At 73.9% G+C, this 24,389-nt stretch carries 21 protein-coding genes and 1 pseudogene; 10 read left to right on the forward strand and 12 right to left on the reverse strand.

Translation table 11 applies throughout. The annotated features are described in order from the left end of the window. Window positions 1–87: 87 nt before the first annotated feature. Entirely contained in the window at window positions 88–2,073 is a 1,986-nt protein-coding gene (locus tag K7B10_RS22445; protein WP_229345294.1) for a HelD family protein, read from the reverse strand. A 433-nt stretch (window positions 2,074–2,506) separates the two neighbouring features. Here K7B10_RS22445 and K7B10_RS22450 point away from each other — a divergent pair, with 433 nt between their 5' ends. Together K7B10_RS22450 and K7B10_RS22455 are read left to right on the forward strand one after the other, a co-directional pair. Beyond that, window positions 2,507–2,692, forward strand: a complete 186-nt coding sequence (locus K7B10_RS22450; protein WP_030858490.1) for a hypothetical protein — start codon at window positions 2,507–2,509, stop codon at window positions 2,690–2,692. 119 nt (window positions 2,693–2,811) lie between these two features. Next, window positions 2,812–3,732: a glycosyltransferase family 87 protein gene (locus K7B10_RS22455; protein WP_229338452.1), complete on the forward strand. Its 921-nt coding sequence runs from the start codon at window positions 2,812–2,814 to the stop codon at window positions 3,730–3,732. Here K7B10_RS22455 and K7B10_RS22460 read toward each other — a convergent pair. The 5 genes from K7B10_RS22460 to K7B10_RS22480 form a co-directional block, all read right to left on the reverse strand. Next, window positions 3,686–5,341: a DNA repair helicase XPB gene (locus K7B10_RS22460; RefSeq protein WP_229338454.1), complete on the reverse strand. Its 1,656-nt coding sequence runs from the start codon at window positions 5,339–5,341 to the stop codon at window positions 3,686–3,688. The two genes, K7B10_RS22455 and K7B10_RS22460, sit on opposite strands and share 47 nt — an antisense overlap. Window positions 5,342–5,406: 65 nt before the next feature. Beyond that, window positions 5,407–7,977, reverse strand: coding sequence for a tetratricopeptide repeat protein (locus tag K7B10_RS22465; protein WP_229338456.1), 2,571 nt, complete (start codon window positions 7,975–7,977; stop codon window positions 5,407–5,409). A gap of 100 nt (window positions 7,978–8,077) precedes the next feature. After that, on the reverse strand, window positions 8,078–9,352 hold the full coding sequence (locus K7B10_RS22470) for an LPXTG cell wall anchor domain-containing protein (RefSeq protein WP_229338458.1): 1,275 nt from the start codon (window positions 9,350–9,352) through the stop codon (window positions 8,078–8,080). 308 nt (window positions 9,353–9,660) lie between these two features. Next, window positions 9,661–10,263: a DUF4291 domain-containing protein gene (locus K7B10_RS22475; protein WP_229338460.1), complete on the reverse strand. Its 603-nt coding sequence runs from the start codon at window positions 10,261–10,263 to the stop codon at window positions 9,661–9,663. A gap of 42 nt (window positions 10,264–10,305) precedes the next feature. Next, a complete protein-coding gene (locus K7B10_RS22480; RefSeq protein ID WP_372481559.1) occupies window positions 10,306–12,783 on the reverse strand; it encodes a helicase-associated domain-containing protein in 2,478 nt (825 codons plus the stop codon). Between the two features lie 107 nt (window positions 12,784–12,890). Here K7B10_RS22480 and K7B10_RS22485 point away from each other — a divergent pair, with 107 nt between their 5' ends. After that, window positions 12,891–13,889: a hypothetical protein gene (locus K7B10_RS22485; RefSeq protein WP_229338464.1), complete on the forward strand. Its 999-nt coding sequence runs from the start codon at window positions 12,891–12,893 to the stop codon at window positions 13,887–13,889. Window positions 13,890–13,914: 25 nt separating this feature from the next. Here the strand turns inward: K7B10_RS22485 and K7B10_RS22490 are convergent. After that, a pseudogene (locus K7B10_RS22490) lies at window positions 13,915–14,046 on the reverse strand (iron ABC transporter permease); the annotation flags it as partial. A gap of 111 nt (window positions 14,047–14,157) precedes the next feature. On the opposite strand from K7B10_RS22490, the gene K7B10_RS22495 reads away from it, so the two are divergent. After that, window positions 14,158–14,820, forward strand: a complete 663-nt coding sequence (locus K7B10_RS22495; protein ID WP_229338465.1) for an HAD family hydrolase — start codon at window positions 14,158–14,160, stop codon at window positions 14,818–14,820. 25 nt (window positions 14,821–14,845) lie between these two features. Here the strand turns inward: K7B10_RS22495 and K7B10_RS22500 are convergent, their stop codons facing one another. Next, the gene (locus K7B10_RS22500) at window positions 14,846–15,097 is read right to left on the reverse strand and encodes a hypothetical protein (RefSeq protein ID WP_229338468.1); all 252 of its coding nucleotides are present in this window, start codon (window positions 15,095–15,097) and stop codon (window positions 14,846–14,848) included. Window positions 15,098–15,297: 200 nt separating this feature from the next. On the opposite strand from K7B10_RS22500, the gene K7B10_RS41310 reads away from it, so the two are divergent. Next, complete coding sequence (locus K7B10_RS41310; protein ID WP_030012939.1) at window positions 15,298–15,681, forward strand: cold-shock protein; 384 nt, start codon at window positions 15,298–15,300, stop codon at window positions 15,679–15,681. A 79-nt stretch (window positions 15,682–15,760) separates the two neighbouring features. Here the strand turns inward: K7B10_RS41310 and K7B10_RS22510 are convergent, their stop codons facing one another. The 4 genes from K7B10_RS22510 to K7B10_RS22525 all read right to left on the reverse strand — a co-directional run bounded on the left by K7B10_RS22510 (window position 15,761) and on the right by K7B10_RS22525 (window position 19,381). Next, a complete protein-coding gene (locus K7B10_RS22510; RefSeq protein WP_229338470.1) occupies window positions 15,761–16,636 on the reverse strand; it encodes a 1,4-dihydroxy-6-naphtoate synthase in 876 nt (291 codons plus the stop codon). Continuing rightward, a complete protein-coding gene (locus K7B10_RS22515) occupies window positions 16,623–17,348 on the reverse strand; it encodes a futalosine hydrolase (RefSeq protein ID WP_229338472.1) in 726 nt (241 codons plus the stop codon). Before K7B10_RS22515 ends, K7B10_RS22510 begins: the two co-directional genes overlap by 14 nt. Window positions 17,349–17,361: 13 nt before the next feature. After that, window positions 17,362–17,847 carry a DUF2771 domain-containing protein gene (locus K7B10_RS22520; RefSeq protein WP_229338474.1) on the reverse strand — a complete coding sequence of 162 codons (486 nt, stop codon included), beginning with the start codon at window positions 17,845–17,847 and terminating at the stop codon, window positions 17,362–17,364. Between the two features lie 160 nt (window positions 17,848–18,007). Next, window positions 18,008–19,381: an MFS transporter gene (locus K7B10_RS22525; RefSeq protein WP_229338476.1), complete on the reverse strand. Its 1,374-nt coding sequence runs from the start codon at window positions 19,379–19,381 to the stop codon at window positions 18,008–18,010. A gap of 380 nt (window positions 19,382–19,761) precedes the next feature. On the opposite strand from K7B10_RS22525, the gene K7B10_RS22530 reads away from it, so the two are divergent. The 5 genes from K7B10_RS22530 (at window position 19,762) to K7B10_RS22550 (ending at window position 24,389) form a co-directional block, all read left to right on the forward strand. Next, on the forward strand, window positions 19,762–20,670 hold the full coding sequence (locus tag K7B10_RS22530; RefSeq protein WP_229338478.1) for a DUF3027 domain-containing protein: 909 nt from the start codon (window positions 19,762–19,764) through the stop codon (window positions 20,668–20,670). A 61-nt stretch (window positions 20,671–20,731) separates the two neighbouring features. Continuing rightward, window positions 20,732–20,950, forward strand: coding sequence for an NfeD C-terminal domain-containing protein (locus K7B10_RS22535; protein WP_078864531.1), 219 nt, complete (start codon window positions 20,732–20,734; stop codon window positions 20,948–20,950). Between the two features lie 138 nt (window positions 20,951–21,088). After that, window positions 21,089–22,588 carry a flotillin family protein gene (locus K7B10_RS22540; RefSeq protein ID WP_229338481.1) on the forward strand — a complete coding sequence of 500 codons (1,500 nt, stop codon included), beginning with the start codon at window positions 21,089–21,091 and terminating at the stop codon, window positions 22,586–22,588. A 50-nt stretch (window positions 22,589–22,638) separates the two neighbouring features. Then, window positions 22,639–23,190: an RNA 2',3'-cyclic phosphodiesterase gene (gene thpR, locus K7B10_RS22545; protein ID WP_229338484.1), complete on the forward strand. Its 552-nt coding sequence runs from the start codon at window positions 22,639–22,641 to the stop codon at window positions 23,188–23,190. Window positions 23,191–23,399: 209 nt separating this feature from the next. Continuing rightward, window positions 23,400–24,389, forward strand: coding sequence for an aldo/keto reductase (locus K7B10_RS22550; protein ID WP_229338486.1), 990 nt, complete (start codon window positions 23,400–23,402; stop codon window positions 24,387–24,389).

A 24,389-nucleotide genomic window follows, 5' to 3' on the forward strand; every position in this document is an offset into this window, starting at 1 on the left:
GCCGGCACCGGCGCCGGCACCGGGCGGTGCGGGCGGCCGGTGGCCGGCGGCCGGTTCTCCGAGCGGGGCCACCGGCCGCGTGCGCGCTCACACCCCGGCGAGGGCCTCGGGCAGCCGGTCCGCGTGCAGGGCCGTCAGGCCCGAGACCGCGCGGGTGAGGCAGACGTACAGGCGCCGCAGGCCCGTGCGCTCGTCCGGCTCGCCCGCCACGATCGCGGCGGGCTCGTCCAGGACCACGTAGTCGTACTCCAGGCCCTTGGCCAGCGAGGCCGGGACCAGGGTCAGGCGCGCGTGCGCCGTCGTCTCCTCGCCGGGCGAGAGGTACGCCATCCCCGCCGCCTCCAGCGCCCGCGCCAGCTCCGGGATCCGGGCGTCCGCCGCGATCAGGCCGACCGAGCCCTCGTGGCCGAGCGAGGCGCGGCAGGCCTCGATCACCGAGGCGGTCAGGTCCGAGGGATCCGCCGCCGCGACGACCAGCGAGCCCGGCGTCTCACGCACCGAGGAGACCGGGGCCAGCCCCGGCGAGATCGACGGCAGCAGCCGCGAGGCGTACGCGATCACCTCGCGCGGCACGCGGAAGCCGGCCGTCAGCTCCTCCAGCACCGCCTCCGGCTTGCCCAGGTGCGCCAGCGCCTCGTCCCAGCTGCGCGTGGCCCACGGGGTCGTGCCCTGCGCGAGGTCGCCCAGGACCGTGGCCGAGCCGGTCGTGCAGCGCCGCCCGACCGCCCGGTACTGCATCGGCGACAGGTCCTGCGCCTCGTCGAGGACGACGTGGCCGAGCGAGTGCGTGCGCTCCACGAGGTCCGCCGCCTCGTCGATCAGGACCAGGTCGGCCGCCGACCACTTCGCCGACTTCACGCTGCGGAAGGGCTTCGCCCACAGCAGCAGCCGCTGCTCCTCGTCCGAGAGCACCCCCTGTCCGTGCTCCGCCAGGAACTCCGCGTCCGACAGCAGGCGCAGCACCAGCTTGGCCGGGTCCACGGCAGGCCACACCGCCTTGACCGCCGCCTTCACGGCGGCGCCCCGGGCCACGGCGTCCTGGACGCGGTCGTCCGGCGCCTCGCCCGCCTGCTCCATCCGTACGAGCACGGTGTGCGCGATCCGCTGCGGCAGCGCGTCGCGGGCGGCGCCGTAGCGGATGTCCCGGTCGAGGAGTTCGGTCACGATCTCCGCCAGCTCGTACGCCGGCACCCGCCACCGGCGCGATCCGCGCACCACCATCAGCGGCTCGGAGGGCGGGGTGACGTGCGAGCGGACCGCGCGGCGCAGCACCTCGGCCATGCGGGCGTCGCCCTTGACCACGGCGGTCGCGGCGGCGTCGGCGCCGCGGATCTCCAGGCCGTCGCGGGAGACGAGGTCCTCCACGGTGGCCTGCTTGACCTCCAGCTCGCCGAGGGCCGGGAGGACCTGCTCGATGTACTGCAGGAAGGAACGGTTCGGCCCGATGACGAGCGTTCCGGTGCGGGCGAGCCGCTCGCGGTGGGCGTACAGCAGGTACGCGACGCGGTGCAGGCCGACCGCCGTCTTGCCGGTGCCGGGGCCGCCCTGCACGCAGACGGACCCGGACAGGCCGGAGCGGACGATCTCGTCCTGCTCGGGCTGGATCGTCGCGACGATGTCGCGCATGGGGCCGACGCGCGGGCGCTCGATCTCCTGCTGGAGCAGCTTGCTGACGGCGGCCGCCTCCGAGGGGTCGGAGAGGTGCTCGTCCTCGTACGCGGTGAGCTCGCCGCCGGTGTAGCCGAAGCGGCGGCGCAGGGCGATGTCCTGCGGATCGTTCTTGGAGGCGCGGTAGAACGGCTGGGAGACCGGCGCACGCCAGTCGATCACCATCGGATCGCCGTCGGCGTCGTGGACGTGGCGGCGGCCGATGTAGAACTGCTCGCCCTCCGCGCCCTCGGCGAGGTCCGCGCCGGGTGCGTGCAGGTAGTTGAGGCGGCCGAAGAAGAGCGGGGTGTGCGCGAGGTCGGCGAGGGCTTTGATCCGGTCGTCGATCTGGGCCTGGAGGACGATCGCGTTGACCCAGTTCGCGGTGACGTCACGGATGTCGAGGGCCTCGACGTCCTCGCGCATGGCGCGCAGGGCGGCGCGGGAGGCGGTGAGGTGGGCCTGTTCGCGGGCGAGGGGGTGGGGGGCGCCGGGGCCGCTGTCGCTGTCGTCGTCGATGCCGGTTTCGGGGGCGTGCGCGGACACGGAAATGCCTCCAGCTGCTGATCGGTACGGAACGATGCCCGCCGGTTTCCGTCCGGGGGGCGGCTCTCCCCGAAACGGCGGCGGGAGGCGGCAAGAGCGGAGATTGTAGTCAGTGCGCAGGCGCGGCGCGAACGGATTCACCGGCGGGAGGTACCTCCGGAGGGGTAGGTCCGTCCGGGTGTCATACCGGGGAGTGTCAGACCTCGGGCAGAGCCACTAGGGGGCGGCATGGGCCGGGAGGAGGAGGCGGGAAGGCCTGCGATTCCACCCGGAGACCGATGTGGTATCCGGGATGGAAATGCACCATGGATACATGAGCACCGCAACCTTCACCCCGATCCGGGGCGGCCGCCCTAGCGGCGCCACCGCCACTTCCGACTCCCGCCCCCGCCACCTGGTGGGCAACGCCCTGCGCGCCGCGAAGGTCTTCGCCTCCGCGGCCGTGAGCGTGGTCGTGCTGGGCGAGTACGCCGAGGACGCGGGCGTCATACGCCGCTGACCCGCGGCCCCCTCCGCCCCGCCCAGGGCCCGCCGCACGGCCGCACGGCCTCACCGGCCGGGTGCCGGGCTGGCCGGATAGCGGCGGGACGTCCACGGTGATCCACTAGGGTCACGCGCGTGACCCGGAGTCTCCATTCCAGCCCCCCGACGTCGCCCCTGGTCGGCGTGCTGGTCACGGGCTCGCTCCTCGTGCTCGGCGTGCTCTGCATCGTGGTGCGGATCCCGATCGCCGACGGCCTCGCCGCCGGTTTCAACGCCGCCGAGTGGCGCCCTCCCACGGCGTACCCGCCCTTCGCGGCGATCCTGTTCACCCCGGCCGCCTGGCTGCCCGCAGGCGTCCTGAAGGCCGTCTTCGTGCTCGGCAACGCGGTCCTGCTCGCCCTGCTGATCCTGATCTCCTGCCGCCTCGCGGGGCTGCGGGCCCGCCCCGGGCCCGTCCTGGGGGCCACCATCGCCGGGCTGTGGGTGGAGCCGCTGTTCCAGAGCCTGCTGGCCGGGCAGATCAACCTGGCGCTGGCCTGCCTGGTCCTGTGGGACCTGCGCCGGCCCCGCGGCGCCCTCGGCAAGGGCTTCGCACTGGGCACGGCCGCCGGGATCACCCTGACCCCGGCGCTGCTCATCCCGTACCTGCTGCTGACCGGCCGGATCCGGGCCGCCCTGACGGCTTCGGGCGCCCTCGCCGGGACCGCCCTTCTCGGGCTCCTGGTCCTCCCGCAGGACTCCGCCGCATTCTGGGCCCGGCACCTGCCCGACCCGGGCCGGGCCCTGCTGTCGGACTGGCCGCACCTGTGGGTCTGGGCCGTCCCGCTGCTCGCCCTCCTGGCCCGGGCGGCGGCCCGCCGCCGCCCGGAGCCGCGGCCGGACCTCGTCCTGGTCCCGCTCCCGCTCCGCAGGTCACCCCTCGGGCAGCAGGATGTGAGCGTCCTCGAAGATCCTCAGCACCACGAGCAGCAGCCGCTCCCGCGACAGCCCAGGCCCAGGCCCTGGCCGGTCAGTCCGTCGGGCCGTCGCTCGTCAGGAGTTCGTCGGCGTCCATGATGCGGTAGGCGTAGCCCTGTTCGGCCAGGAAGCGCTGGCGGTGGGCGGCGAAGTCCTGGTCGATCGTGTCGCGCGCGACGACCGAGTAGAACCGCGCCTCGTGGCCGTCCGCCTTCGGGCGCAGCACGCGGCCCAGCCGCTGGGCCTCCTCCTGGCGGGAGCCGAACGTACCGGACACCTGGATCGCTACCGTGGCCTCGGGCAGGTCGATCGAGAAGTTCGCGACCTTCGACACCACCAGCACGCTGATCTCTCCCTCGCGGAAGGCGTCGAAGAGCTTCTCCCGTTGCGCGTTGGAGGTCTCGCCCTTGATGACGGGCGCGTCCAGGTGCTCGCCGAGCTCGTCGAGCTGGTCGATGTACTGGCCGATGACCAGCGTCTGCTCACCCTTGTGCTTGGCGACGAGCGCCTCGGTGACCTTCCGCTTCGTCGCCGTCGTCGCGCAGAAGCGGTACTTCTCCTCCGTCTCGGCGGTCGCGTACGCCAGCCGCTCGCTCTCGGTCAGGTTCACCCGGACCTCGACGCAGTCCGCCGGCGCGATGTAGCCCTGCGCCTCGATCTCCTTCCACGGCGCGTCGAACCGCTTCGGTCCGATCAGCGAGAACACGTCCGACTCGCGGCCGTCCTCGCGGACCAGGGTCGCGGTCAGGCCGAGCCGCCGCCGGGCCTGGAGGTCGGCGGTGAACTTGAACACCGGCGCCGGCAGCAGGTGCACCTCGTCGTAGAGGATCAGGCCCCAGTCCCGGGAGTCGAACAGCTCCAGGTGCGGGTAGACGCCCTTCCGCTTCGTCGTCAGGACCTGGTACGTGGCGATCGTGACCGGCCGGATCTCCTTGCGGGTGCCGGAGTACTCGCCGATCTCCTCCTCCGTCAGCGAGGTCCGCTTGACCAGCTCGTGCTTCCACTGGCGGGCCGAGACGGTGTTCGTGACCAGGATCAGCGTCGTCGCCTTGGCCATCGCCATGGCCCCGGCGCCGACCAGCGTCTTTCCGGCCCCGCAGGGCAGCACGACCACGCCCGAGCCGCCGTGCCAGAAGCCCTCGACGGCCTGCTGCTGGTAGGGCCGCAGCGCCCAGCCGTCCTCGACGAGATCGATGGCGTGCGCCTCGCCGTCGACGTACCCGGCGAGGTCCTCGGCCGGCCAGCCCAGCTTCAGCAGGGTCTGCTTGATCTGCCCGCGCTCGGAGGGGTGCACGGCCACGGTGTCGGGGTCGAGCCGGGCGCCGACGAGCGGGGCGATCCGCTTGGAGCGCAGGATCTCCTCCAGCACCGGCCGGTCGGTGCTGGTCAGGACCAGCCCGTGGACGGGGTGCTTGGAAAGGGTGAGGCGGCCGTAGCGCGCCATGGTCTCGGCGACGTCGACGAGCAGCGCGTGCGGGACGGGGTAGCGGGAGAACTCGACGAGCGCGTCGACGACCTGCTCGGCGTCGTGCCCCGCGGCCCGCGCGTTCCACAGGCCGAGCGGGGTGATCCGGTACGTGTGGATGTGCTCCGGGGCCCGTTCGAGCTCGGCGAAGGGGGCGATGGCACGCCGCGCCGCCCCGGCGAGCTCGTGGTCGACCTCGAGAAGCAGTGTCTTGTCGCTCTGGACGATGAGAGGCCCGTTCACAAACGTCCCTTTCCTGCGGGGGGTGGCCGCCCGGACGCGGGCGGCCAAACCTCCAGTCTGCCGTATCAGGGGCCCGGTGTCCGGGGCCCCGATCCGCGGAGCCACCCGGGCAGCTGCCGCGTGCGCCATCTCCCGGTCTCTTCGTGCAGCCGCAGGGCCTGGGTGTGGAGGTAGTCGTCGCCGGTTTCCCGGAAGGCGGTCGCGGAGGAGTGGAAGGCGTCCTGCGCCGCGGCGAGGCCGCCGGTGTGCCGCAGCGCCAAGCCGAGGTTGAGCAGGGCCTTCGCCTCGTGGTGGCGCTCGCCGAGCTGCCGGTAGAGGGAGACGGACCGGGTCTGGGCCCGTACGGCGTCCTCGTACAGGCCGGTCAGTTCCAGGGCCGTGCCCAGGTTGGTCAACGCCATCGCCGCGGTGTGCGGGTCCCCGGTCCTGGTGCTCGCCTCGACCACCGATTCGAGCGGGTCCAGTGCCTCCGCCGCCCGGCCGGCCTGGATCAGGACCAGGCCCAGGTGGCTCCGCGCCTGGGCCGCCATGTGCTCGTCGCCCAGTGAGTCCAGGATCTCCAGGGCCCGCATGAGCCGGTCGACCGCCTCCTGGGGTCCGCGTTCGTCGCGGCCCATGGCGAGGGCCAGCCCGCTGTTCGCCAGGGCGAGACCGGCGCCGTACAGGTCCCCGGTCTCCTCGGCGGCGGCCAGCGCGTCCTCATGGGCCTCGGCGGCGGCGCCGTACTGCCCCATGTCGCGGAGGACCATCCCCAGGTTGTTGAGCGCGGTGCCCTCGCCCCTGCGGTCTCCGGCCGCCCGGCAGATGGCGATGTCCTCGGCGAAGGCCTCGGAGGCCTCGGGGAGCCGGCGCAGGTCGTGCAGGGCCTTGCCGAGGTTGTTGTACGCCATGCCACGGGCGCGCGGGTCGCTGTCCGGCGGATAGCGGTCCAGGGCCTGCCGGAGCAGGTCGACCGCCTCCTCCGGCCGGTTCATCTGCTGGTAGGTCAGGCCGAGGTTGGTCAGGGTGGCGGCCGCGGCGAAGGGGTCCCCGTCCCGTTCGTGCAGGGCCAGGGCCTCCTGGTACGAGGCCGAGGCGTCGTCGAAGAGGCGCAGCTCGCGCCGGGCCGTGCCCAGGTTGTTCAGGATGCTCGATTCGGTGGCCCGCAGCACCGGATCCTGCGAGGCGCGGACGGTCCCCAGCGCGGCGACGGCGAGTTCGGCGTACTCGTCGAAGTGGCGGCGAAGGGAGTGGAATTCCAGCAGGGACGAATGGAGTTGGACCAGTGCCTCGGGCCGGGCCAGCCCCGGTGCGGCGAGGGCCGCGGCGCGCAGGTTGTGGCGTTCGGCGTCCAGCCAGGCCAGGGCCTCGTCCCGGTCGGGGAAGAGGGGGTCGGGCGCGAGTCCGGCGTCCACGTGGGTGTCGGCTGCGTGGGCGCCCGCCAGGTAGTGCAGGTACAACCGGTCCGTGGCCGCCTCCCGTTCGCCCGGCTCGTCCCGGCTCCGGCACAGTTCGTCCGCGTACAGGCGCATGAGGTCGTGCATGCGCCAGCGCCCGTACGGGGGCGGCCCGGGCTCGATGAAGTGCCCGCGTGCGAGGGGCAGCAGCAGGTCCTCCGCGTCCCAGGGCTCCGTACCGGCCAGTGCGGCCACGGTCTCGGTGGCCAGATCGGGGCCCGGGTTGAGGGCCAGCAGCCGGAACAGCCGGGCCTGGTCCGGTGCCAGGTGGCGGTACGAGAGGTCGAAGGCCGCGCGGACGGCGAGGTCCTCGCGGCTGAGCCGCTCCAGCCGGCGCCGGGCGTCGCCGAGGGCGGCCGCCATGGAGTGCAGCGGCCGCGTGGGGATGTCGGCCAGCAGGGCGCTGACGACGGAGAGCGCGAGGGGGAGCCGGCCGCAGAGGTCCGCGAGTTCCGCGGCCGCCGCCGGCTCGTCGGCGACCCGGGTGTCGGCGGGGCCCACGATGCTCCGCAGGTTGGCTCCGACGAGCTCCACCGCCGCCTGCCGCCCGAGGACGGAGAGGTCGAGCACCCGGGCCCCGAGGTCGCTCAGGGTGTGCCGGGAGGTGATCAGTACGGGGATGGCCGGGTCGCCCGGCAGCAGCGGACGGACCTGGGCGCTGTCCATCGCGTTGTCCAGGACGACCAGGATCCGCCGTCCGCCCGCCGCGTAGGCGGCGAGGACGGAACGGTAGAGACCGGCCCGTTCCCCGAGGTCCTCCGGGACGTGCTCGTGGGGGACGGCGAGGGCGCGGAGCAGTGAGCCGAGGGCCCGGTGGGGGCCGACGCGCCGCCGGTCGTCGTAGCCGAAGAGGTCGATGAACAGGACGCCGCCCGGCAGCAGGTCCGCGTCACCGAGCGCGCGGTGGGCCACCTGGACGGCGAGCTCGGTCTTGCCCACCCCGGGCAGCCCCGAGATCACCTGCCGGGCGGCGGCGGCGGCCGGCGACGGGTCGGGCCGCACCCCCGCGAGCAGGGACTCCTCCTCGGCCTCCCGGCCGGTGAAGGCGGGGGAGGGGGCCGGCAGGCCGGTCAGCGCGGCGGGGACGGTGGCCGGGAGCTGGAGGGTGACGTTGGCGTGGGCACCCTGCACGACGGCGCTGAAGTACACCCCGCCGCTGATGGTGTTGTGGATGCCGTGCCTGTCGTCTGAACCGGTCATGTGGCCAACGGTATGGGGTGGTTGACGGGGATGCGGCGGAAATCCCGGTGAACGCCGAAGGGGCCCGGCACGTGGTGTGCCGGGCCCCTCCTGTGCGGTCTCAGCCGCGGACCGTGCGGCGGCGGCGGGCGCCGAACCAGGCGGCGGCACCGCCGAGGCCGACGAGGGCGGCGGCCAGGCCGGAGTACAGGCCGGTGTTCGAGTCGGCGCCGGTGTGGGCCAGGGTGCCCGTGGCGCCGGTGGCCTTGGTGTTGCTGTTCGCGGCGACGACCGCGGTCGCGGAGGCCGAGGCGGACGGCGACGGGCTCGTGGAGGGCTGCGTGGTGGCGGACTTGCTCGGGGTCGGCGAGGGCGACGTGGTGGTGGTGGCCGGGGCGAGCTGGAACTTCGTCTCGCTGCCCGCGAACTCGTAGGTGTTGCCCTCGGCCAGGCCGATGCTGGACTGCAGGGTGACGTCGGTGGCCTTCTTGAAGTCCGTGTTCGGGCCCAGCGAAGTCCGCAGGTGCACGATGCGCTCGCCGGCGGCGGCGCTGAAGCCCTTCGGGATCGTCGGCAGGTCGAAGTTGTACGGGTCGGAGGTGTTCACGCCCTGCCACTTGCCGTCCACCAGCATCTCCAGCTGGAGGTTGGGCACCTTGACGTTGGTGGCGAAGTCCACGCCCACCGACGTGCGCAGCGCCGTGCCGAACTCGCCGTCGCCGGTGAGCCGGTAGCTGAGGTCCATCTCCCGGCACTGGAGCGCCGGGACGCCCTTGCAGTCTCCGACGTTCTTGAACGCGGTCTCCAGCTTGCCCTTCTTGACCGACGGGTCCGTCTTGAAGGTCAAGGTGGCGGCGCCGTCGTCCGCCACCTCGCCGGAGTAGCTCGTGGCCGTCAGCGTGAAGTCACCGTTGGTGGTCGGGTAGCTCTTGCCGAGGCCCATCGTGACCTTCCAGGTGAGCTTGGCGCCCGCCGGGATCTCGAAGCCCTCCCCGAGCGGCTTGCCCGCCTGGTGGAACATGCCCTGCCACTCGCCGTCCTGGTGCCCGATGAAGGACTCGGTCGCCGGCGCGGTCACGCCCTCGACCTTGAAGATGACGTCGCTCTGCTGGAGCGGGCTCGCACCTGCGCCCTCCAGGAGCATCCAGGGGTGGAACGAGCTCGGCTTGTCCGCGGGGTTGGAGACCGTCAGCTCGAAGGTCTCCGTCGCGCCGCCCCGGGTCAGCGGGCCGCTCGGTACGGGGGCGCCCATCGTGATCTTCAGCGCGTGCAGGTTCTCGGCGGCCGGAGCGGCGTACGCCGACAGCGGCATCAGGCCGGTACCGGCGACGGCGGCGACGACGGCGGTGGCGGCCGCGGTGCGGAAGGGACGAAGGGCGGCGGTGCGAGCGGACATGGTGGACTCCCCCCAAGGAATCACGAAGGCAGGCGAGCAGCGCAGAGCGGCGGCGGCCGGCAGGGCAGACGGAAGAGGACGTGCGAGGTGCCGCGGCAGAGCGCCGGCGGCGGGTGGTGCGGGGTTCTCGCTCCGGCGCCGGTTCGACTTCCTCGGCCGCTTGCTGCGATGAACTGATCTTCACACATCGTGGATCACCGATCCATCGCCCGTCTGTCACCGCTCTGCAACAGGGAGCGGAGGGCCTCCCACCTCATCTGAGCTGCGAAAACGATGCCTCGCATTCCGCTTTTCGGATCGCGGTCCGGCTACGCGCCCAGGTGCTCCAGCGGCCCCGCCGGATACGGCGTCTCCACCGGCAACAGCGCCCGCGCCGCCGCCTCCTCGCCCGAGCGGACCAGGCCGTGGATCTCCCGGGCCAGCGGGGTCACGTCGCGGATGGAAACCGTCCACTCGTCGGCGTACGCGCGCGAGGCCGCCCCGGACAGGCCCAGCTGGAGCGAACGGTGGTCCAGCGGGTTCAGGTGCAGATCCCGCTCCGGGTCCCACTGGACGCGGGCGGGGGAGTCGTGCAGGGCCCGCCGCCAGGCCTCGTGGTCGGCATGGGTGCCGCGTTCGTAGTGCGACAGGCAGGCGTGGCGCAGCGCGTGGTCGAAGCCCGCGCGGGTGATCTCGACGGCCAGCACCGTCTCCTGGTCGGCCTTGGTGGCCCACCCGCAGCGGTACATCATCCAAAGGAACGACGGCTTGATCCACGTCATCCGCTCACGCTTCCAGGCGGGCGGGAAACGGCCGTCGCGCGCCGCGGGCCGTCCCAGCGCGGGCGCGTACGCCTGGTAGACGGTCACCGTCGTGTCGGTGTGGGCGGCCCTGATCCGCCGGTCGGGCCGGTCGGTCCGTGCTTCTCGCATGCGGTAAGGGTGCTCGGCCGGCGCCCCGGGCCGCCAGCGCTTTTACAGGTGTTCCTCCGCCAGTTCCGCGACGCCCGTGATCCGGTGCAGCGCGTACGTCCGCACCTCGTCGGCCGTGTGGTCGTACCCCGTGACGAAGCCGCCCTCCACCCGGACCGGCGCGATGACCCGCTGGCTCGCCGCGCCGTCCGCGTTCACGTACCCGATCCACACCGCCGTCCCGGTCAGCGCGGCCGCCTGCACCGTGGCCAGGGTCTCCGCCGCGCTCGTACGCGGGAGTTCGCCCGCCAGGACCCCCGCCGACGCGGCCGCCGGCTCCTTGCGCACCGCCGTCGCCGCCAGATCGCCCGCGCGGATCGCCCGTACGGCCGCCGCCAGCAGCGTCACGTCCGGTACCGGCGGCCCGTCCGGCACCGGGGCCGGCGCCGACCGTGCCGGCGTCCGGTGGGCGTCGGCCCGCGTCACCACCACGTCCCCGGTCAGTGACTCCGCCGCCGGGGCGTACCCCATCGCCCGCAACCCGTCGAGCAGCGCCCCCGGTTCGGCCTGCGCCGCCAGCACCGTCGGGGCCAGGCGCCGCAGCCCGAGCCCGGCGGAGCGCCGGTCGGCCAGGATCTCGTTCAGCATGCCGTCGTCGTCGCAGCGCACGTACGAGGAGGCCACGCCGACCCGCAGGTGCCCGTGGCGGCGCGCCACGTCGTCGATCAGGTAGGCCAGCGGCTGCGGAACCGGCGTGATGCTGTGCTCGGCGAGGAAGGCGTGCAGGTCGGAGGCGGTCCGCCCGGAGTCCAGCGCCCGCCGTACGGAGCCGGGCGTGAAGCGGTAGACGGTCGCCCCGCCCTTGGACTCCACGTCCGCGAGGACGGCCAGCACGTCGCCGAGCCCCCGGCGCAGCGGCCCGGGGGCCACCGCCGTCAGGTCGGCCTGGAGCAGTACGTGGTCCACCGGCTCCGGAAACAGCGGCGCGAGCAGCGGCGCCGGATCACGGTGCTCCAGCAGCGCGCGGCCGTGCAGCGCGAGCGCGCCGCGGCCGGTCACCCCGAGCACCTCGGCCTCGGTCAGCGTCCACCGCGCGAGACGGGCGCGCAGCGCGCTCGTCCCCCGTACGGGCCGCTCCCAGTCGAGCCGGGCCAGCAGGGTGTCGGTGTCGGCGGAGCAGCCCTCGGGCAGGGCGGCGAGGAGTTCGAGGACGCGTCGGCGCACCTCGGGGGCGGCGGATCGGTCGAGGTCGGGGCCGAGGACGGACAGGGTGCGGCCTTTGGCGTCCTGATCGCCGACCAGGCCCGCGGTCCGGGTGGCCGGCAGCCAGGCCTCGGCGAGGGCCGACCACCGCTCGGCGGGCGGGAGTTCGATCCAGTCGTCGAAGGCGGGGGTGGGCGCGTACCGTTCGTCGGCCTCCCCGTCGCTGGCCAGCAGGCCGGCCGCGTAGGCGAGTTCGATCCAGAACGCGGCCGCCGGCTCGGTGGCGTCCAGGGTGGCCGCGGTCCGCTTCAGGTCCCGGACGGACAGGCCGCCGGCCCGCAGCACCGGCGGTCCGGTGTGCTCCCACGACTTCACCAGCTCCTCGACGGTGGCCAGCGCGGCCAGCGCCTGTCCGGCCGCGTTGGCGTCCACAAGCTGTGGACGGTGCTCGCGGTCGGCGGGCACCGCCGGGGCCAGCGGCTCCGTCACCCGGTGGGCCAGGCCGCCGCGCAGGTGCAGCGCCACCTCGCGGGGCAGTACGACGGTCCGGGCCGAAGCCGGCAGCAGCAGCCCGCGGTCGCGCAGCCAGCGCACGGGCGGGGTCGGGTTCGGCGTGACCTCTCCGTACGGAGGCCCCCACACGAGCCGTCCGAGCACCTGGTGGGCCTCCGCGGGGGCCTCGTCCAGCAGCGCCGACATCCGTTCCGGGTCGTTGAACAGGCCGGTCAGCGCCGTCACGGCGGACACCGCGTCGTGCGTGGCGGGCAGCCCGGCGGCCGCCACGATCTCCTGGATCCGGGTCGGCGACATCCCGGCGGTGGCCTCGGCGACGGTCGGCCCGAGGCCCGTCGGGGAGGGCCGGCCGGCGGCGGGCGCGAGCAGCTCGCGGGCCGTGCGGACCAGCCGCAGCCGCTCGTCGTCGCCCCACACCAGGGCCTGGTCGCGCAGGGTCGCCAGGGCGCGCGGGAGTTCGGCGCGGGCGCCGTTGTCCTCGCGGGCGCCGGAGCCGCTGCCGTGCTCGCCGGCCAGCAGGGACTCCAGCACCGGGTACGGGCACGGGTCCGGGGCCACCGCGAGGGCCTCCGCGGTCTGCAGTGCGAACCGGTCGAGCCGGTCCAGCGCGCGGATCACCGAGGCCCGGGTGCCGGCCCGGGTGGCCAGCTGCGTGATGTCACCCGGCACCGGGCCGAGCAGGTCCGGGCGGGCGTGCAGCAAGGCGGCGAGCGACGCGTCGTCGCGGGCGCGCAGCGCCTCGGCGAGGGAGCGCGGGGCGCTGCTCGCCGTGGCGCTTTCCGCGGCACTGCTGGGCTCGGGCAGCTCAGGCACGGTCGCCTCCATGGTCGCGTCGGCCGGTCCCCATCCGGTCAACGGTATCCGCTGAGCCCTCGGCAGCTCCACGGGCGCACGCGCTACCTTTCGGGAGGGTGGTACGGGAGGAGCCGGACATGGGGATCGAGAGCGACCATCTGGTCTACGAATATCTGAGCCGGGTCGGGGACTTGGCGCAGCGGCGGCAGCTGTCCTCCGGGGACCGGATGCGGCTGGTGGCGGGGTTGCGTGACGAGATCGACCGGCGGCGCGCCAAGTACGAGCCGGAGACCCCGGCGGCCGTACGGCGCATCCTGGAGCGGATCGGCACGCCGGAGGAGGTCCTCGACGGCATGGGCGCGTCGCCCGCCACGCAGACGCGTGCGGCCACTCCCGATCCGGCCCCGGCCGTGCCGACCCAGCGGGGGCCCGGCCGGCTGCTCCGCAAGTCCGTGCCGGAGCCGCGTCCGGCCGATACCGCGCCCGCGCCGCCGCACCTGGCCGGGCTCGACGAACTCGGCGCCGACGGCGGGGCGGAGCCCGACTGGTGGCGCGTCTCGCCGGGCCCGTACGGCGCCGGACCGCAGGTGGAGGGCTTCGCGGGCGGGATCGAGATCCCGGAGTTGTTCAGGCACCCGGAGGAGGAGGAGAAGCCGCAGCCCGCGGCGGGGACGGCCGCCCCGGCCGCCGGGGACGGGTCGGCCGTACGGGGCCTCGTACGGTTCCTGAAGCAGCGTCGGCAGGCCAGGGCGCAGGCCGCGGCCGCACCGGATGCGGAGGCCGCGCCCGGCGCCGCCCCGCGCCCGAAGCCGCACGCCTTCCTGCTGCTGGCAGCGGCCGTGCTCGTGGCCGGCGCGGTCACCGGCTCCTGGCTGCTGCTCATCGGAGGCTGGCTCCTCGCGTACGCGTCGCGGGTGCTGGGGCCCGCCGAGCGCAAGGCGGTCGTGTTCGGGCTGCCGGGCGCCGTGTTCGCGGGCGCGGTGGTGTGGCTGTGGGGCCGCCTGGAGGGCCGCTGGGGCACGCCGCTGACCGACGAGGGGCTGGGCGTGGTCTTCCAGGGCATGTGGCCCTGGCTGGCCCGCGGCGCGGCCGTCGCCTCGGCCCTCTACCTGGCCTGGCGCTCCCGCCGCCGCTGAGGCTCGGGGTCCGTCCGGCGGGCGCCACCGGGAGCTCGGTCGGGGACGGCGGCCGCCGGGCCGGCAGGTCGCCGAGTACGACGATCAACGCGCCGGCCAGCGCCGGGCACAGCAGCGGGATCTGCGCCGTGCGCGTCATGCGGCGGCGATCCGCGGGGCCGGCGCCCGCGCCGGGCGGGCGCTGACATGTCACCAAATTTCACTGTCCGGTAAGGCAAGGCTAAGTCCGTGTTCCAGCCCGGCCCGCCCGGCTCGGCACAATGGGGGCATGAGCTCCGAGACCCCCACCGTGCCCGCCGTCCCCGCAGCCTCCGCCCAGCTGACGGTCGGCTTCGACCTCGACATGACCCTCATCGATTCGCGCCCCGGGATCAAGGCCGCCTTCCAGGCGCTTTCCGCCGAGACGGGTACGTTCATCGATGCCGACGAGGCGGTCACGCGGCTCGGTCCGCCGCTGGACGAGGAGCTCGCGTACTGGTTCCCGGAGGCGGAGATCCCCGCCGTGGCCGATCGCTACCGGGAGATCTATCCCACGCACGCCATCGAGCCGACCCCCGCGATGCCCGGCGCCCGCGAGGCGATCGAGGCCGTCCAGGCGCTCGGCGGCCGCGCGATCGTCGTCACGGCCAAGCACGAGCCCAACGCCCGGCTGCACCTCGCGCACCTCGGCATCGAGCCGGACGCGGTCATCGGCTGGCTGTGGGCCGAGGCCAAGGCGGGCGCGCTGCGCGAGTACGGGGCGCAGGTCTACGTCGGCGACCACGTCGGCGACGTGCGCGGGGCCCGCACGGCCGGCGCGGTGTCGGTGGCGGTGCCGACCGGCCCGTGCCCCGAGCCGGAACTGCGGGAGGCGGGCGCCGACGTGGTGCTGCCGGACCTCACCGCACTGCCGCAGTGGCTCGCGGAGTACATCCGTACGCAGGCGCTCTGACCCGAAGGGGCGTCAGGTCCGCGCGTCAGGCCTGGGAGGCGCGGGCGGCCCGGCGCTGGGCCGCGGCCGAGCGCAGCACGCCCGCCGCCGAGATCAGGAAGCCGACGCCCATCAGCATGCACACCGCCCACGCGGACGGGGGGAACGGCTTGATGTCCAGGAAGAGCGGGGCCATCGTCACGAGGGTCGCCACGGCGCCCGTGATGAACACGACGCCACCGGCGCGCACCAGGCCGTCGCCCGGCCGCGCTTCGTCGGAATGAGGAGTAACAGTCACCTCACCAGGGTAGTTCCCTGGCCGTAGCAGCCGACAGCGCAGCCGGAGTGCGAAGACCGGTGAAGGACCGGGGAACGTCTTGTCTCCTGTGGAACGCCCACTAGCCTGGACACGGCGGGTCACCATGACCCGCTGCGCTGTTGTCCGGACCCGCCGTGCGGCGTCCCGGACCCCGACGAGCACAAGGACAGAGGACGGACGTGCCTACCGGCAAGGTCAAGTGGTTCAACAGTGAGAAGGGCTTCGGCTTTCTCTCCCGCGACGACGGCGGAGACGTCTTCGTCCACTCGTCGGTGCTCCCGGCCGGGGTCGACGCCCTCAAGCCCGGCCAGCGCGTCGAGTTCGGCGTCGTCGCCGGACAACGCGGTGACCAGGCGCTTTCCGTGACGGTGCTGGATCCGGCGCCCTCGGTCGCGGCCGCTCAGCGCCGCAAGCCCGACGAGCTGGCCTCGATCGTGCAGGACCTCACGACCCTGCTGGAGAACATCACCCCGATGCTGGAGCGCGGCCGCTACCCCGACAAGGTGCACGGCACGAAGATCGCCGGCCTGCTGCGCGCGGTGGCCGACCAGCTCGACGTCTGAGCCTCACGATCCGTTCCCACGACGCTGCCCCGACCCTCTCCGGAGGGCCGGGGCAGCGTCGCGTGCGGCCGGAAAACACCTACGGGAAGTCCAGCGCGTTCGGCGCGATGGCCGGTACCAGACCCTCCGCCGCGGCCCGCGTCAACAGCCCGCGCACCGCCGCGTACCCGGCGTCCCCCAGGTTTGCGGTGAACTCGTTGACGTACAGCCCGATGTGCTGGTCGGCGACGGCCGGGTCCAGCTCCTGCGCGTTGGCGCGGACGTACGGGCGGGAGGCCTCCGGGTCCTCCCAGGCCATCCGGACCGAGGTGCGGGCCGACTCGGCCAGCGCGCGCAGGGTCTCGGCTCCCAGCGAGCGCTTGGCGATGATCGCGCCGAGCGGGATCGGCAGGCCGGTCGTGGACTCCCAGTGCTCGCCCATGTCGGCCAGGCAGTGCAGCCCGTAGTCCTGATAGGTGAACCGGGCCTCGTGGATGACCAGACCGGCGTCGACCCGGCCGTCGCGGACGGCCGGCATGATCTCGTGGAACGGCAGGACGACGACCTTGCCGACGCCCTCCGGCAGCACGTCCGCGGCCCACAGCCGGAACAGCAGGTAGGCGGTGGAGCGTTCGCTGGGCACGGCGACGGTCTTGCCCGCCAGGTCCACACCGGCCTCGCGGGTGAGGACGAGGGGCCCGCAGCCGCGCCCGAGCGCCCCGCCGCACGGCAGCAGCGCGTACTCCTCCAGCACCCACGGCAGCACGGCGTACGACACCTTCAGCACGTCCAGCTCGCCGCGCTCGGCCATGCCGTTGGTGATGTCGATGTCCGCGAAGGTCACGTCGAGGGCGGGCGCGCCCGGGACCCGGCCGTGCGCCCAGGCGTCGAAGACGAACGTGTCGTTGGGGCACGGCGAATAGGCGATGGCGAGCGGCTCGGAGGGCCGGCCGGCGGGCCGTTCAGCGGTGCTCATGGCGTTCTCCCCAGGTGACGAGTACGGGCCCCAGGGCGCGGAATCCGGCGGTGAGCGCGGCCAGCGCGTCCCCGATCCGCCAGGCGTCGCGGTCGCGGGGGCCGACGGCGTTGGACACGGCGCGGATCTCCAGTACGGGCAGCCCGTGCGCGGCGGCCGCCTCCGCGACCCCGAAGCCCTCCATGGCCTCGGCCCCGGCGAGCGGATGCCGGGCGGCGAGCCGTGCCGCGCCCTCGGCGGTGCCCGTGACGGTGGAGACGGTCAGCACGGGCGCGAGCAGCGCCCCGGTGGCCTCGGCGGCGCGGGCGGCGAGCTCGGCGGGCGGCAGGTGCACGCTGTGCCCGAACCCGAGCTGCTGCACGTCGAGGAAGCCGTCGGGGGTCTCGGCCCCGAGGTCGGCGGCGACGACGGCGTCGGCGACCACGAGGGAGCCGACCGGGGCGGCGGGCGGGAACCCGCCGCCGATGCCGGCGGAGACGACGAGGGAGTAGTCGGCCAGCGCGAGCGCGGTGGCCGTGGCGGCCGCGGCGGCGGCCGGCCCCACCCCGCCGACGAGGACGTCGGCGGCGAGGCCGGGCAGATCGCGCCGGGAGAGGAGGTAGCCGCCGGGAAGGGCGCGCGGCTCCGGCGTCACCGGGTCCGTATGAGGGGTGAGACCGGTGGCGACGGAGTCTGCCTCCGCCGCCACCGCGGTCACGATGAGCGCGCGCACGGTGGGTACGTGGCTACTTGAGCTTGACGTTGTAGGCCCAGACGGCGAGCGGCTTGCCGTCCTCGCCGACCTGGACGATGTTCAGCTTCTTGGAGGACGGGGCCTCGCCCTGGCCGCCGGTGGCGAAGAGGTCGGCGCCGGGGAAGCTGCGGTAGGTGTTGGAGGAGGGCTCGGTGATCGGCTGGCCGTCCAGGACCGCCTGCCACCGCTTGCCGTCCTCGACGACGTCCGGCTCGACGCCCAGACGCAGGGTGTCCCCGCGGCCGTAGTCGATGGTCTTGGCGTCCTTCATGTCGGTGAGGCACTCCTGGACCTTGTCCATGGAGAGCTCCTTGGAGTCGGAGCAGACGGCCTCGGTGGACACCGACGACGTGCCGACCGTCACGGTCGCCAGAGGCGTCGGCTTGTCGCAGGCGGAGAGGAGGAGGAGGCCGGCGGACACGGCTCCGAGGGCCGCGACGCTGCGGCGGCCCCTACCCGAGAAAAGCTGTGCGGTCATGAGCCGAAGGCTATCGGGCCACCCGGCTCCGCCGCCGCACGGGGGTGTCCGTGGCCTGCCGCGCGGCGCGCACCCGGCCGGGCGGGGCCGGTTTGCCCGCTTCTAGGGGGGGTCTTGCCGATCAGACCCCGCGAGCCCGGCCTGCTCGGCAAGACACCCCCTAGGCCACTCGGGGGCGGGGAGAACCCGGATGGCGGTGGCGGGCGGCGGTGAGGCGGCCGCGGAGGGCCATCACCGTGCCCGCCGCGACGATCGCCGACGCCACGGCCATGCCCAGGACCCCGTTGAGCGGCAGCGCGATGCCGATCGCGCCACCCATCACCCAGGCCATCTGGAGCAGCGTCTCCGAACGGGCGAACGCGGACGTGCGGACCGCCTCGGGTACGTCCCGCTGGATCATCGCGTCCAGCGACAGCTTGGCCAGCGCCTGGCAGAAGCCCGCCGTGGCCCCCAGTACGGCCATGAACAGCCCGCTGTAGAACACCGCCGCCAGGATCGCGACGCCCAGGGTCAGCGACAGCACCGCCGCGATGATCGTCTCCGGGGCCCGGGCCCGCAGCCATGCGCCCACCGCCGTCCCGCAGGCGTTGCCCACGCCCGCCGAGACGCCCACGATGCCCAGCGACACCGCCGCGCTCTGCCCGGCGAGCGGGTGCTCGCGCAGCAGGAACGCCAGGAAGAAGATCAGGAACCCGGACAGCCCGCGCATCGCGGCGTTCGCCAGCAGACCGCACAGCACTGACGGGCTCACCGTGCGCAGCCCGGGCTTGCGCGAGTGCGGTTCGTGCGTGGACAGCCGGGCCCGGCGCTCGCCCTTGGCCTCGTCCACCTTGTGCGGCAGGGAGAACGCCGCGAACGTGCCCCAGACGAAGATGGCGCAGGCCCCGTACAGCGGCCACGGCGGCCCGATGGCGTGCAGCCCCGCCGCGACGGGCGCCGCCGCGGCGGTGGCGAGCAGGCCCGCCAGGGTGACCCGGGAGTTCGCCTTGACGAGGGAGAACTTCGGCGGGAGCAGCCGCGGCACCACCGCGCTGCGCACCACCCCGTACGCCTTGGAGGCCACCAGCACGCCCAGCGCGGCCGGGTAGAGCTCCAGCCCGCCCGTGGCCACCGCGCCCGACATCATCACCGCGAGCAGCGCCCGCGCGAGCATCGCGCAGGCCATCGCGGCCCTTCGGCCGTGCGGCAGCCGGTCCAGCGCCGGACCGATCACCGGGGCCAGCACGGTGAAGGGGGCCATCGTGATCGCGAGGTACAGGGCGACGCGGCCGCGTGCCTCGTCCGTGGGTACCGAGAAGAACACCGTCGAGGCCAGCGCCACTGTGATCATCACATCGCCGGCGCCGTTGATGGCGTGCAGCTCGATCAGCTTGCCGAGACCCGACTCGCCGGCCCCGTGCGCGTGCGTGGCCCGCCGGATCCCGCGCGCCGTACCGGTGAAAGGGCGCCGCAGGGCACGCCCGACGGCCCGGCCGGCCCGCCTGGCCGGTCCCGAGCCGTCGCGGGACGACCGTACGGGTGCCACACCCGCCATAGTGCCCCACGGACCCCTCGGGGTCCCGTCCCGGCGCGATACGGGCGCCCGGCGGATCGCCGTCGGGACGGCGTCCGGAGGCCGTGGGGGCGATGTCGGCACACGGTCTCGTCCGCGAATCGGACCTTGCATGTGGGCCCAAGGCGTCGGAGGAGGTAGCGTGCGTAGCGCGCCACCGGCGGTTGCTCTCGGCCGCGCGCCTCTTCGCGATCCCGCAGAATGGATTGCAGGTAGGTGCGCCCGAGGCCGATCGGGTGCGGACGTCGACGCGGCCCTCTGGTCCGCTCCGCCCGCGCCACGTACGGACAGGACCGACGGGTCGTTCAGGACGACAGTACGGACGGCGCACTCGTGAGACGGCGTAGGAGAGAACGAGACCTGTGAGTGCTGCGACGACGCGAAGCCGTACCCCCGACCGCCTGTGCGCCGAGGCGGTAGACCTCGCACGCACGGCCGCCGAGGAAGCCGCCGCTCCCTCCGTGGTGGGCGAGCACGTCTCCGTCGTGGCGGAGGGCGACCGGGTCGTCACGCACTTCTTCGAGTGCAAGGACCCCGGATACCGGGGCTGGCGCTGGGCCGTCACCGTGACGCGCGCCTCCCGCGCCAAGAACGTCACCCTCGACGAAACGGTGCTGCTCCCCGGCGACGACGCGCTGCTCGCCCCCGAGTGGGTGCCGTGGAGCGAGCGGCTGCGCCCGGGCGACATGGGCCCCGGCGACCTGCTGCCCACCGACGCGGAGGACCTGCGGCTGGAGCCCGGCTGGTCGGGCGAGGACGCGCCGCCGCCGAACTCCGTCGTCTCCACCGAGATGGCCGAACTGGTCGAGGCCGAGGACGCCGACGTCACCGACCGCGCCGTGGTGCCCGTACGGGGCTCCATCACCTCCGTCGCCGAGGAGCTCGGCATGCGGCGCGCCCGGGTCCTGTCCCGGTACGGGCTGCACAGCGCCGCCGACCGCTGGGACGAGTCCTTCGGCGCCAAGACCCCGATGGCGCAGGCCGCGCCCGCCTCCTGCGTCTCCTGCGGGTTCCTCGTCGCCATCGGCGGCTCGCTGGGCCAGGCCTTCGGCGTCTGCGCCAACGAGTTCGGCCCGGCCGACGGACACCTCGTCTCGCTCTCGTACGGCTGCGGCGGCCACTCGGAGGCCGCCGTCATGCCGAAGCCGCCGCGCCCGGCGCCGCCGGTGCTCGACTCGATGGCCACGGACGAGTTCCCGCTGCGCCCGGCCCCCGACACGGGCTCGGTCCCCTCGACGGAGCTCCCGGCCGCGGACCTGGGCCACTCGTAAGGGGTGTCCTGCCCCGTCCGTACGGGGCGACGGCCGTCCCCGGGCGGCGTACGCTCGCCCCATGGGGGAAGACGGCATGATCGGGCTGGACGGCCGGGTGACCGGGACGGTGGGCCCCGGACTCGTGGGCGAGGTCATCGTCCGCATCCGGGGCGGCGCGGAGCACTTCCTCGCCCACCCGGCGCACGGGACGGGCCGGCTGCCGGTCGGAACGGTCGTGACCGTCGTCGAGTACCTGCCTCCGCGCACGGTGTACGTGATGGCGGCGTACGACAACTGAGCCCCGGCGCCACCTGCGCGGATGTGGTTCGTATCAAGATGGCGACAAGAAACCGCCTGCGTCTTCTTAACGGCCCCGCACAGGAGCACACTCGCCCTCGTCAGTGTCGAACGGCACTGCGATAAGGGGGCGTTGCCGATGGCTATCGGCGTCGTGGCGGGAATCGTTCTCGCCGCAATCCTGGCTTTGATCGGCCTGTTCAAGCTCATGTGGCGGGTGGCCGAACCGAACGAGGCACTCGTCATCTCCGGCTCCACGCACCGCACCGAGGGCATCGGCGAGGGCATGGGGTTCCGGATCGTCACCGGGCGCGGAACCCTCGTGGTCCCCGGCGTCCAGGCGGTGCGCAAGCTCTCGCTGGACCTCAACGAGACCCAGCTGAACGTGGACTGCGTGACCCACCAGGGCATCCCGCTGCGGGTGAAGGGCGTCGTGATCTTCAAGATCGGCGACGACCTCGTGTCCATCGCGAACGCGGCACGCCGTTTCCTGGACCAGCAGAAGATGATGCCCGAGCGCGTGCACATCGTCTTCGCGGGCCATCTGCGCTCCATCGTGGGCGGTTTGACGGTCGAGGACATGATCCGCGACCGCGAGAAGCTGACGGGGCAGACCCGGGCGGCCTGCGGTACGGAGATGGAGAAGCTCGGCCTCATCGTCGACTCGCTCCAGATCCACGAGATCGAGGACCCGACCGGCTACATCAAGAACCTGGCGATGCCGCACGCGGCCGCCGTCCAGCGGGACGCGCGCATCGCGCAGGCCGAGGCGAACCGGCTGGCCACCGAGGCCGAGCAGACCGCGTTCGCGCGGATGGCGGAGGCCACCCGCGACAGCGAGATCCTCCAGGCGGGCTACCAGGCGGAGCGCGACAAGGCCGCCGCGACCGCCCGCCAGGCGGGGCCGCTCTCGGAGGCGGCGGCCCGCCAGGAGGTCGTCGTACAGGAGACCCGGGTCGCCGAGCTGGAAGCGCACCGGCGCGAGCAGCAGCTGCAGGCGGACGTGCGCAAGCCCGCGGACGCGGCGGCGTACGAGACCCGCACCCGCGCCGAGGCCGAGCGGGACGCCCGCATCTCGGCGGCGCAGGCCAAGGCCAAGGAGACCGAGCTGGCGGCCGCGGCCGAGGCCACGCGGGTGACCACGGCGGCGACCGCGGACGCGGCGGCCACCGAGGCCCGCGGTCTCGCGGCCGCGAAGGCCACCCGGGCGACCGGTGAGGCCGAGGCCGCGGCCACCCAGGCGAAGGGCCTCGCGATCGCCGCGTCGGCGAAGGCGAAGGGCCTCGCCGAGGCCGACGCGATCAAGGCGCGGGCCGCCGCACTGGCCGAGAACCAGGAGGCGGTCGTCGCCCAGCAGCTCGCCGAGAACTGGCCGGCGATCGTGGAGGCGGGCGCCGGGGCCTTCGGGAACGTGGAGCACATGGTGCTGCTCAACGGGGCCGAAGGCATGTCGGAGATGTTCGCGAAGGCGCTGACCATGGGCGGCACGGGCCTCGGCCTGGCCCGTCAGCTGCTCTCGTCGATGTCCCAGCCGGCCGCCGCCCAGCAGGGGGCCCGGGGAACCACCCCGGACGCCACCCCCGTGAACGGCGGGACGGCGCAGGCGGCGTCCCACCAGATCCCGATCGCGGACGCGTAACCCGCCGCCGGGCGCGAACCTGACCCGCGGTCCGGGTTAGGCTCGCGCCCATGAGGCTGTTCGCCGCGTTGATGCCGCCCCAGCAGGCCGTCGAGGAGCTGCGCCGGGCGGTGGAGCCGCTGCGGGACGACCGGCTGCGCTGGACGGGGGAGGCGGGCTGGCACTTCACCCTCGCCTTCATGGGCGAGGTACGCGACGAGCTCCTGCCGGACCTGCACGCCCGCCTCGCCCGCGCCGCCCACCGCAGCGAACCCTTCAGCCTGCGCATCCACGGCTCCGGCCACTTCGGCGACCGCGCCCTGTGGGTCGGCGCCGCCGGCGGGATCGACCCGATGCGGATGCTCGCCGAGCGCGCCGACGCGGCGGCCCGCCGGGCCGGGGTGCCGATGGAGCACCACCGCCGCTACACCCCGCACCTCACCCTGGCCCGCAGCCGCAGCGGCGCCGACCTGCACGCGTACGTCGAGGCCCTGGCGGGCTTCGAGGGCACGCCCTGGCGGGCCGGCGAGCTCAGCCTGGTCCGCAGCAACCTCCCGGCGGGCGGGGTCCCCGGCGAGCAGCCCCGCTACGAGGTGGTCGAGGCCTGGCCCCTGGCCGCCTGACGCCCCTCGGTACGGGAGGACCCGGGGCCCGCGTTACGCTCGACGGGTGGATCCCAAGACCCGAAACCGTGTGATGGCCGGTGTACTCGTGCTGATGTTCGTCGTCGTGGCCGTGGCAGCCGCCGTGGGCCAGTAGCCCTGCCCGGACGGCGACCCCGCCCGCGCGGACCCTTGCTTCGAGTGGACTCCAGGCAGTTGGCTTGGGGTTTATGAAGTACACACAGCTCGGACGCACCGGACTCAAGGTCAGCCGACTCGTCCTCGGCACGATGAACTTCGGTCCGCAGACAGACGAACCCACCAGCCACTCGATCATGGACGCCGCGCTCGGCGCGGGCCTGAACTTCTTCGACACCGCCAACGTCTACGGCTGGGGCGAGAACAAGGGCCGCACCGAGGAGATCATCGGCACCTGGTTCGCCCAGGGCGGCGGCCGGCGGGACAAGACCGTGCTGGCCACCAAGGTGTACGGGAACATGGCCGGCGAAGGCGACCCGTGGCCCAACTACGACCGGCTCTCGGCGCTGAACATCCGCCGGGCCGTCGAGGCCAGCCTCAAGCGGCTCCAGACGGACTACATCGACCTCTACCAGTTCCACCACGTCGACCGCCGGACCCCGTTCGAGGAGATCTGGCAGGCCGTCGACGTGCTGATCCAGCAGGGCAAGGTGCTGTACGCCGGATCGTCGAACTTCCCCGGCTACAAGATCGCCCAGGCCAACGAGACGGCCGCCCGGCGCGGATCGGTCGGGCTGGTCAGCGAGCAGTGCATCTACAACCTCGCCGAGCGCCGAGCCGAGATGGAGGTCGTCCCGGCCGCGCAGGAGTACGGGCTCGGTGTGATCCCGTGGTCCCCGCTGCACGGCGGCCTGCTGGGCGGCGTCATCAAGAAGGAGGTCGAGGGCGGCCGCCGCGCCTCCGGGCGCTCCGCGGACGCCCTGGCCAACACCGCCGTACGGGCGCAGGTGCAGGCGTACGAGGACCTGCTCGACAAGCACGGCCTGGAGCCCGGCGAGACGGCCCTGGCGTGGCTGCTGAGCCGGCCCGGGGTGACGGGGCCGATCGTGGGTCCGCGTACGGCGGAGCAGCTGGAGAGCGCGCTGCGGGCGCTGGACCTGGAGCTCTCGCAGGAGGTGCTCTCCGGTCTGGACGAGATCTTCCCCGGCCCGGGGACCTCGCCGGAGGCCTTCGCCTGGTGA

It is taken from the genome of Streptomyces flavotricini (assembly GCF_020639365.1).
Classification (GTDB): domain Bacteria; phylum Actinomycetota; class Actinomycetes; order Streptomycetales; family Streptomycetaceae; genus Streptomyces; species Streptomyces flavotricini.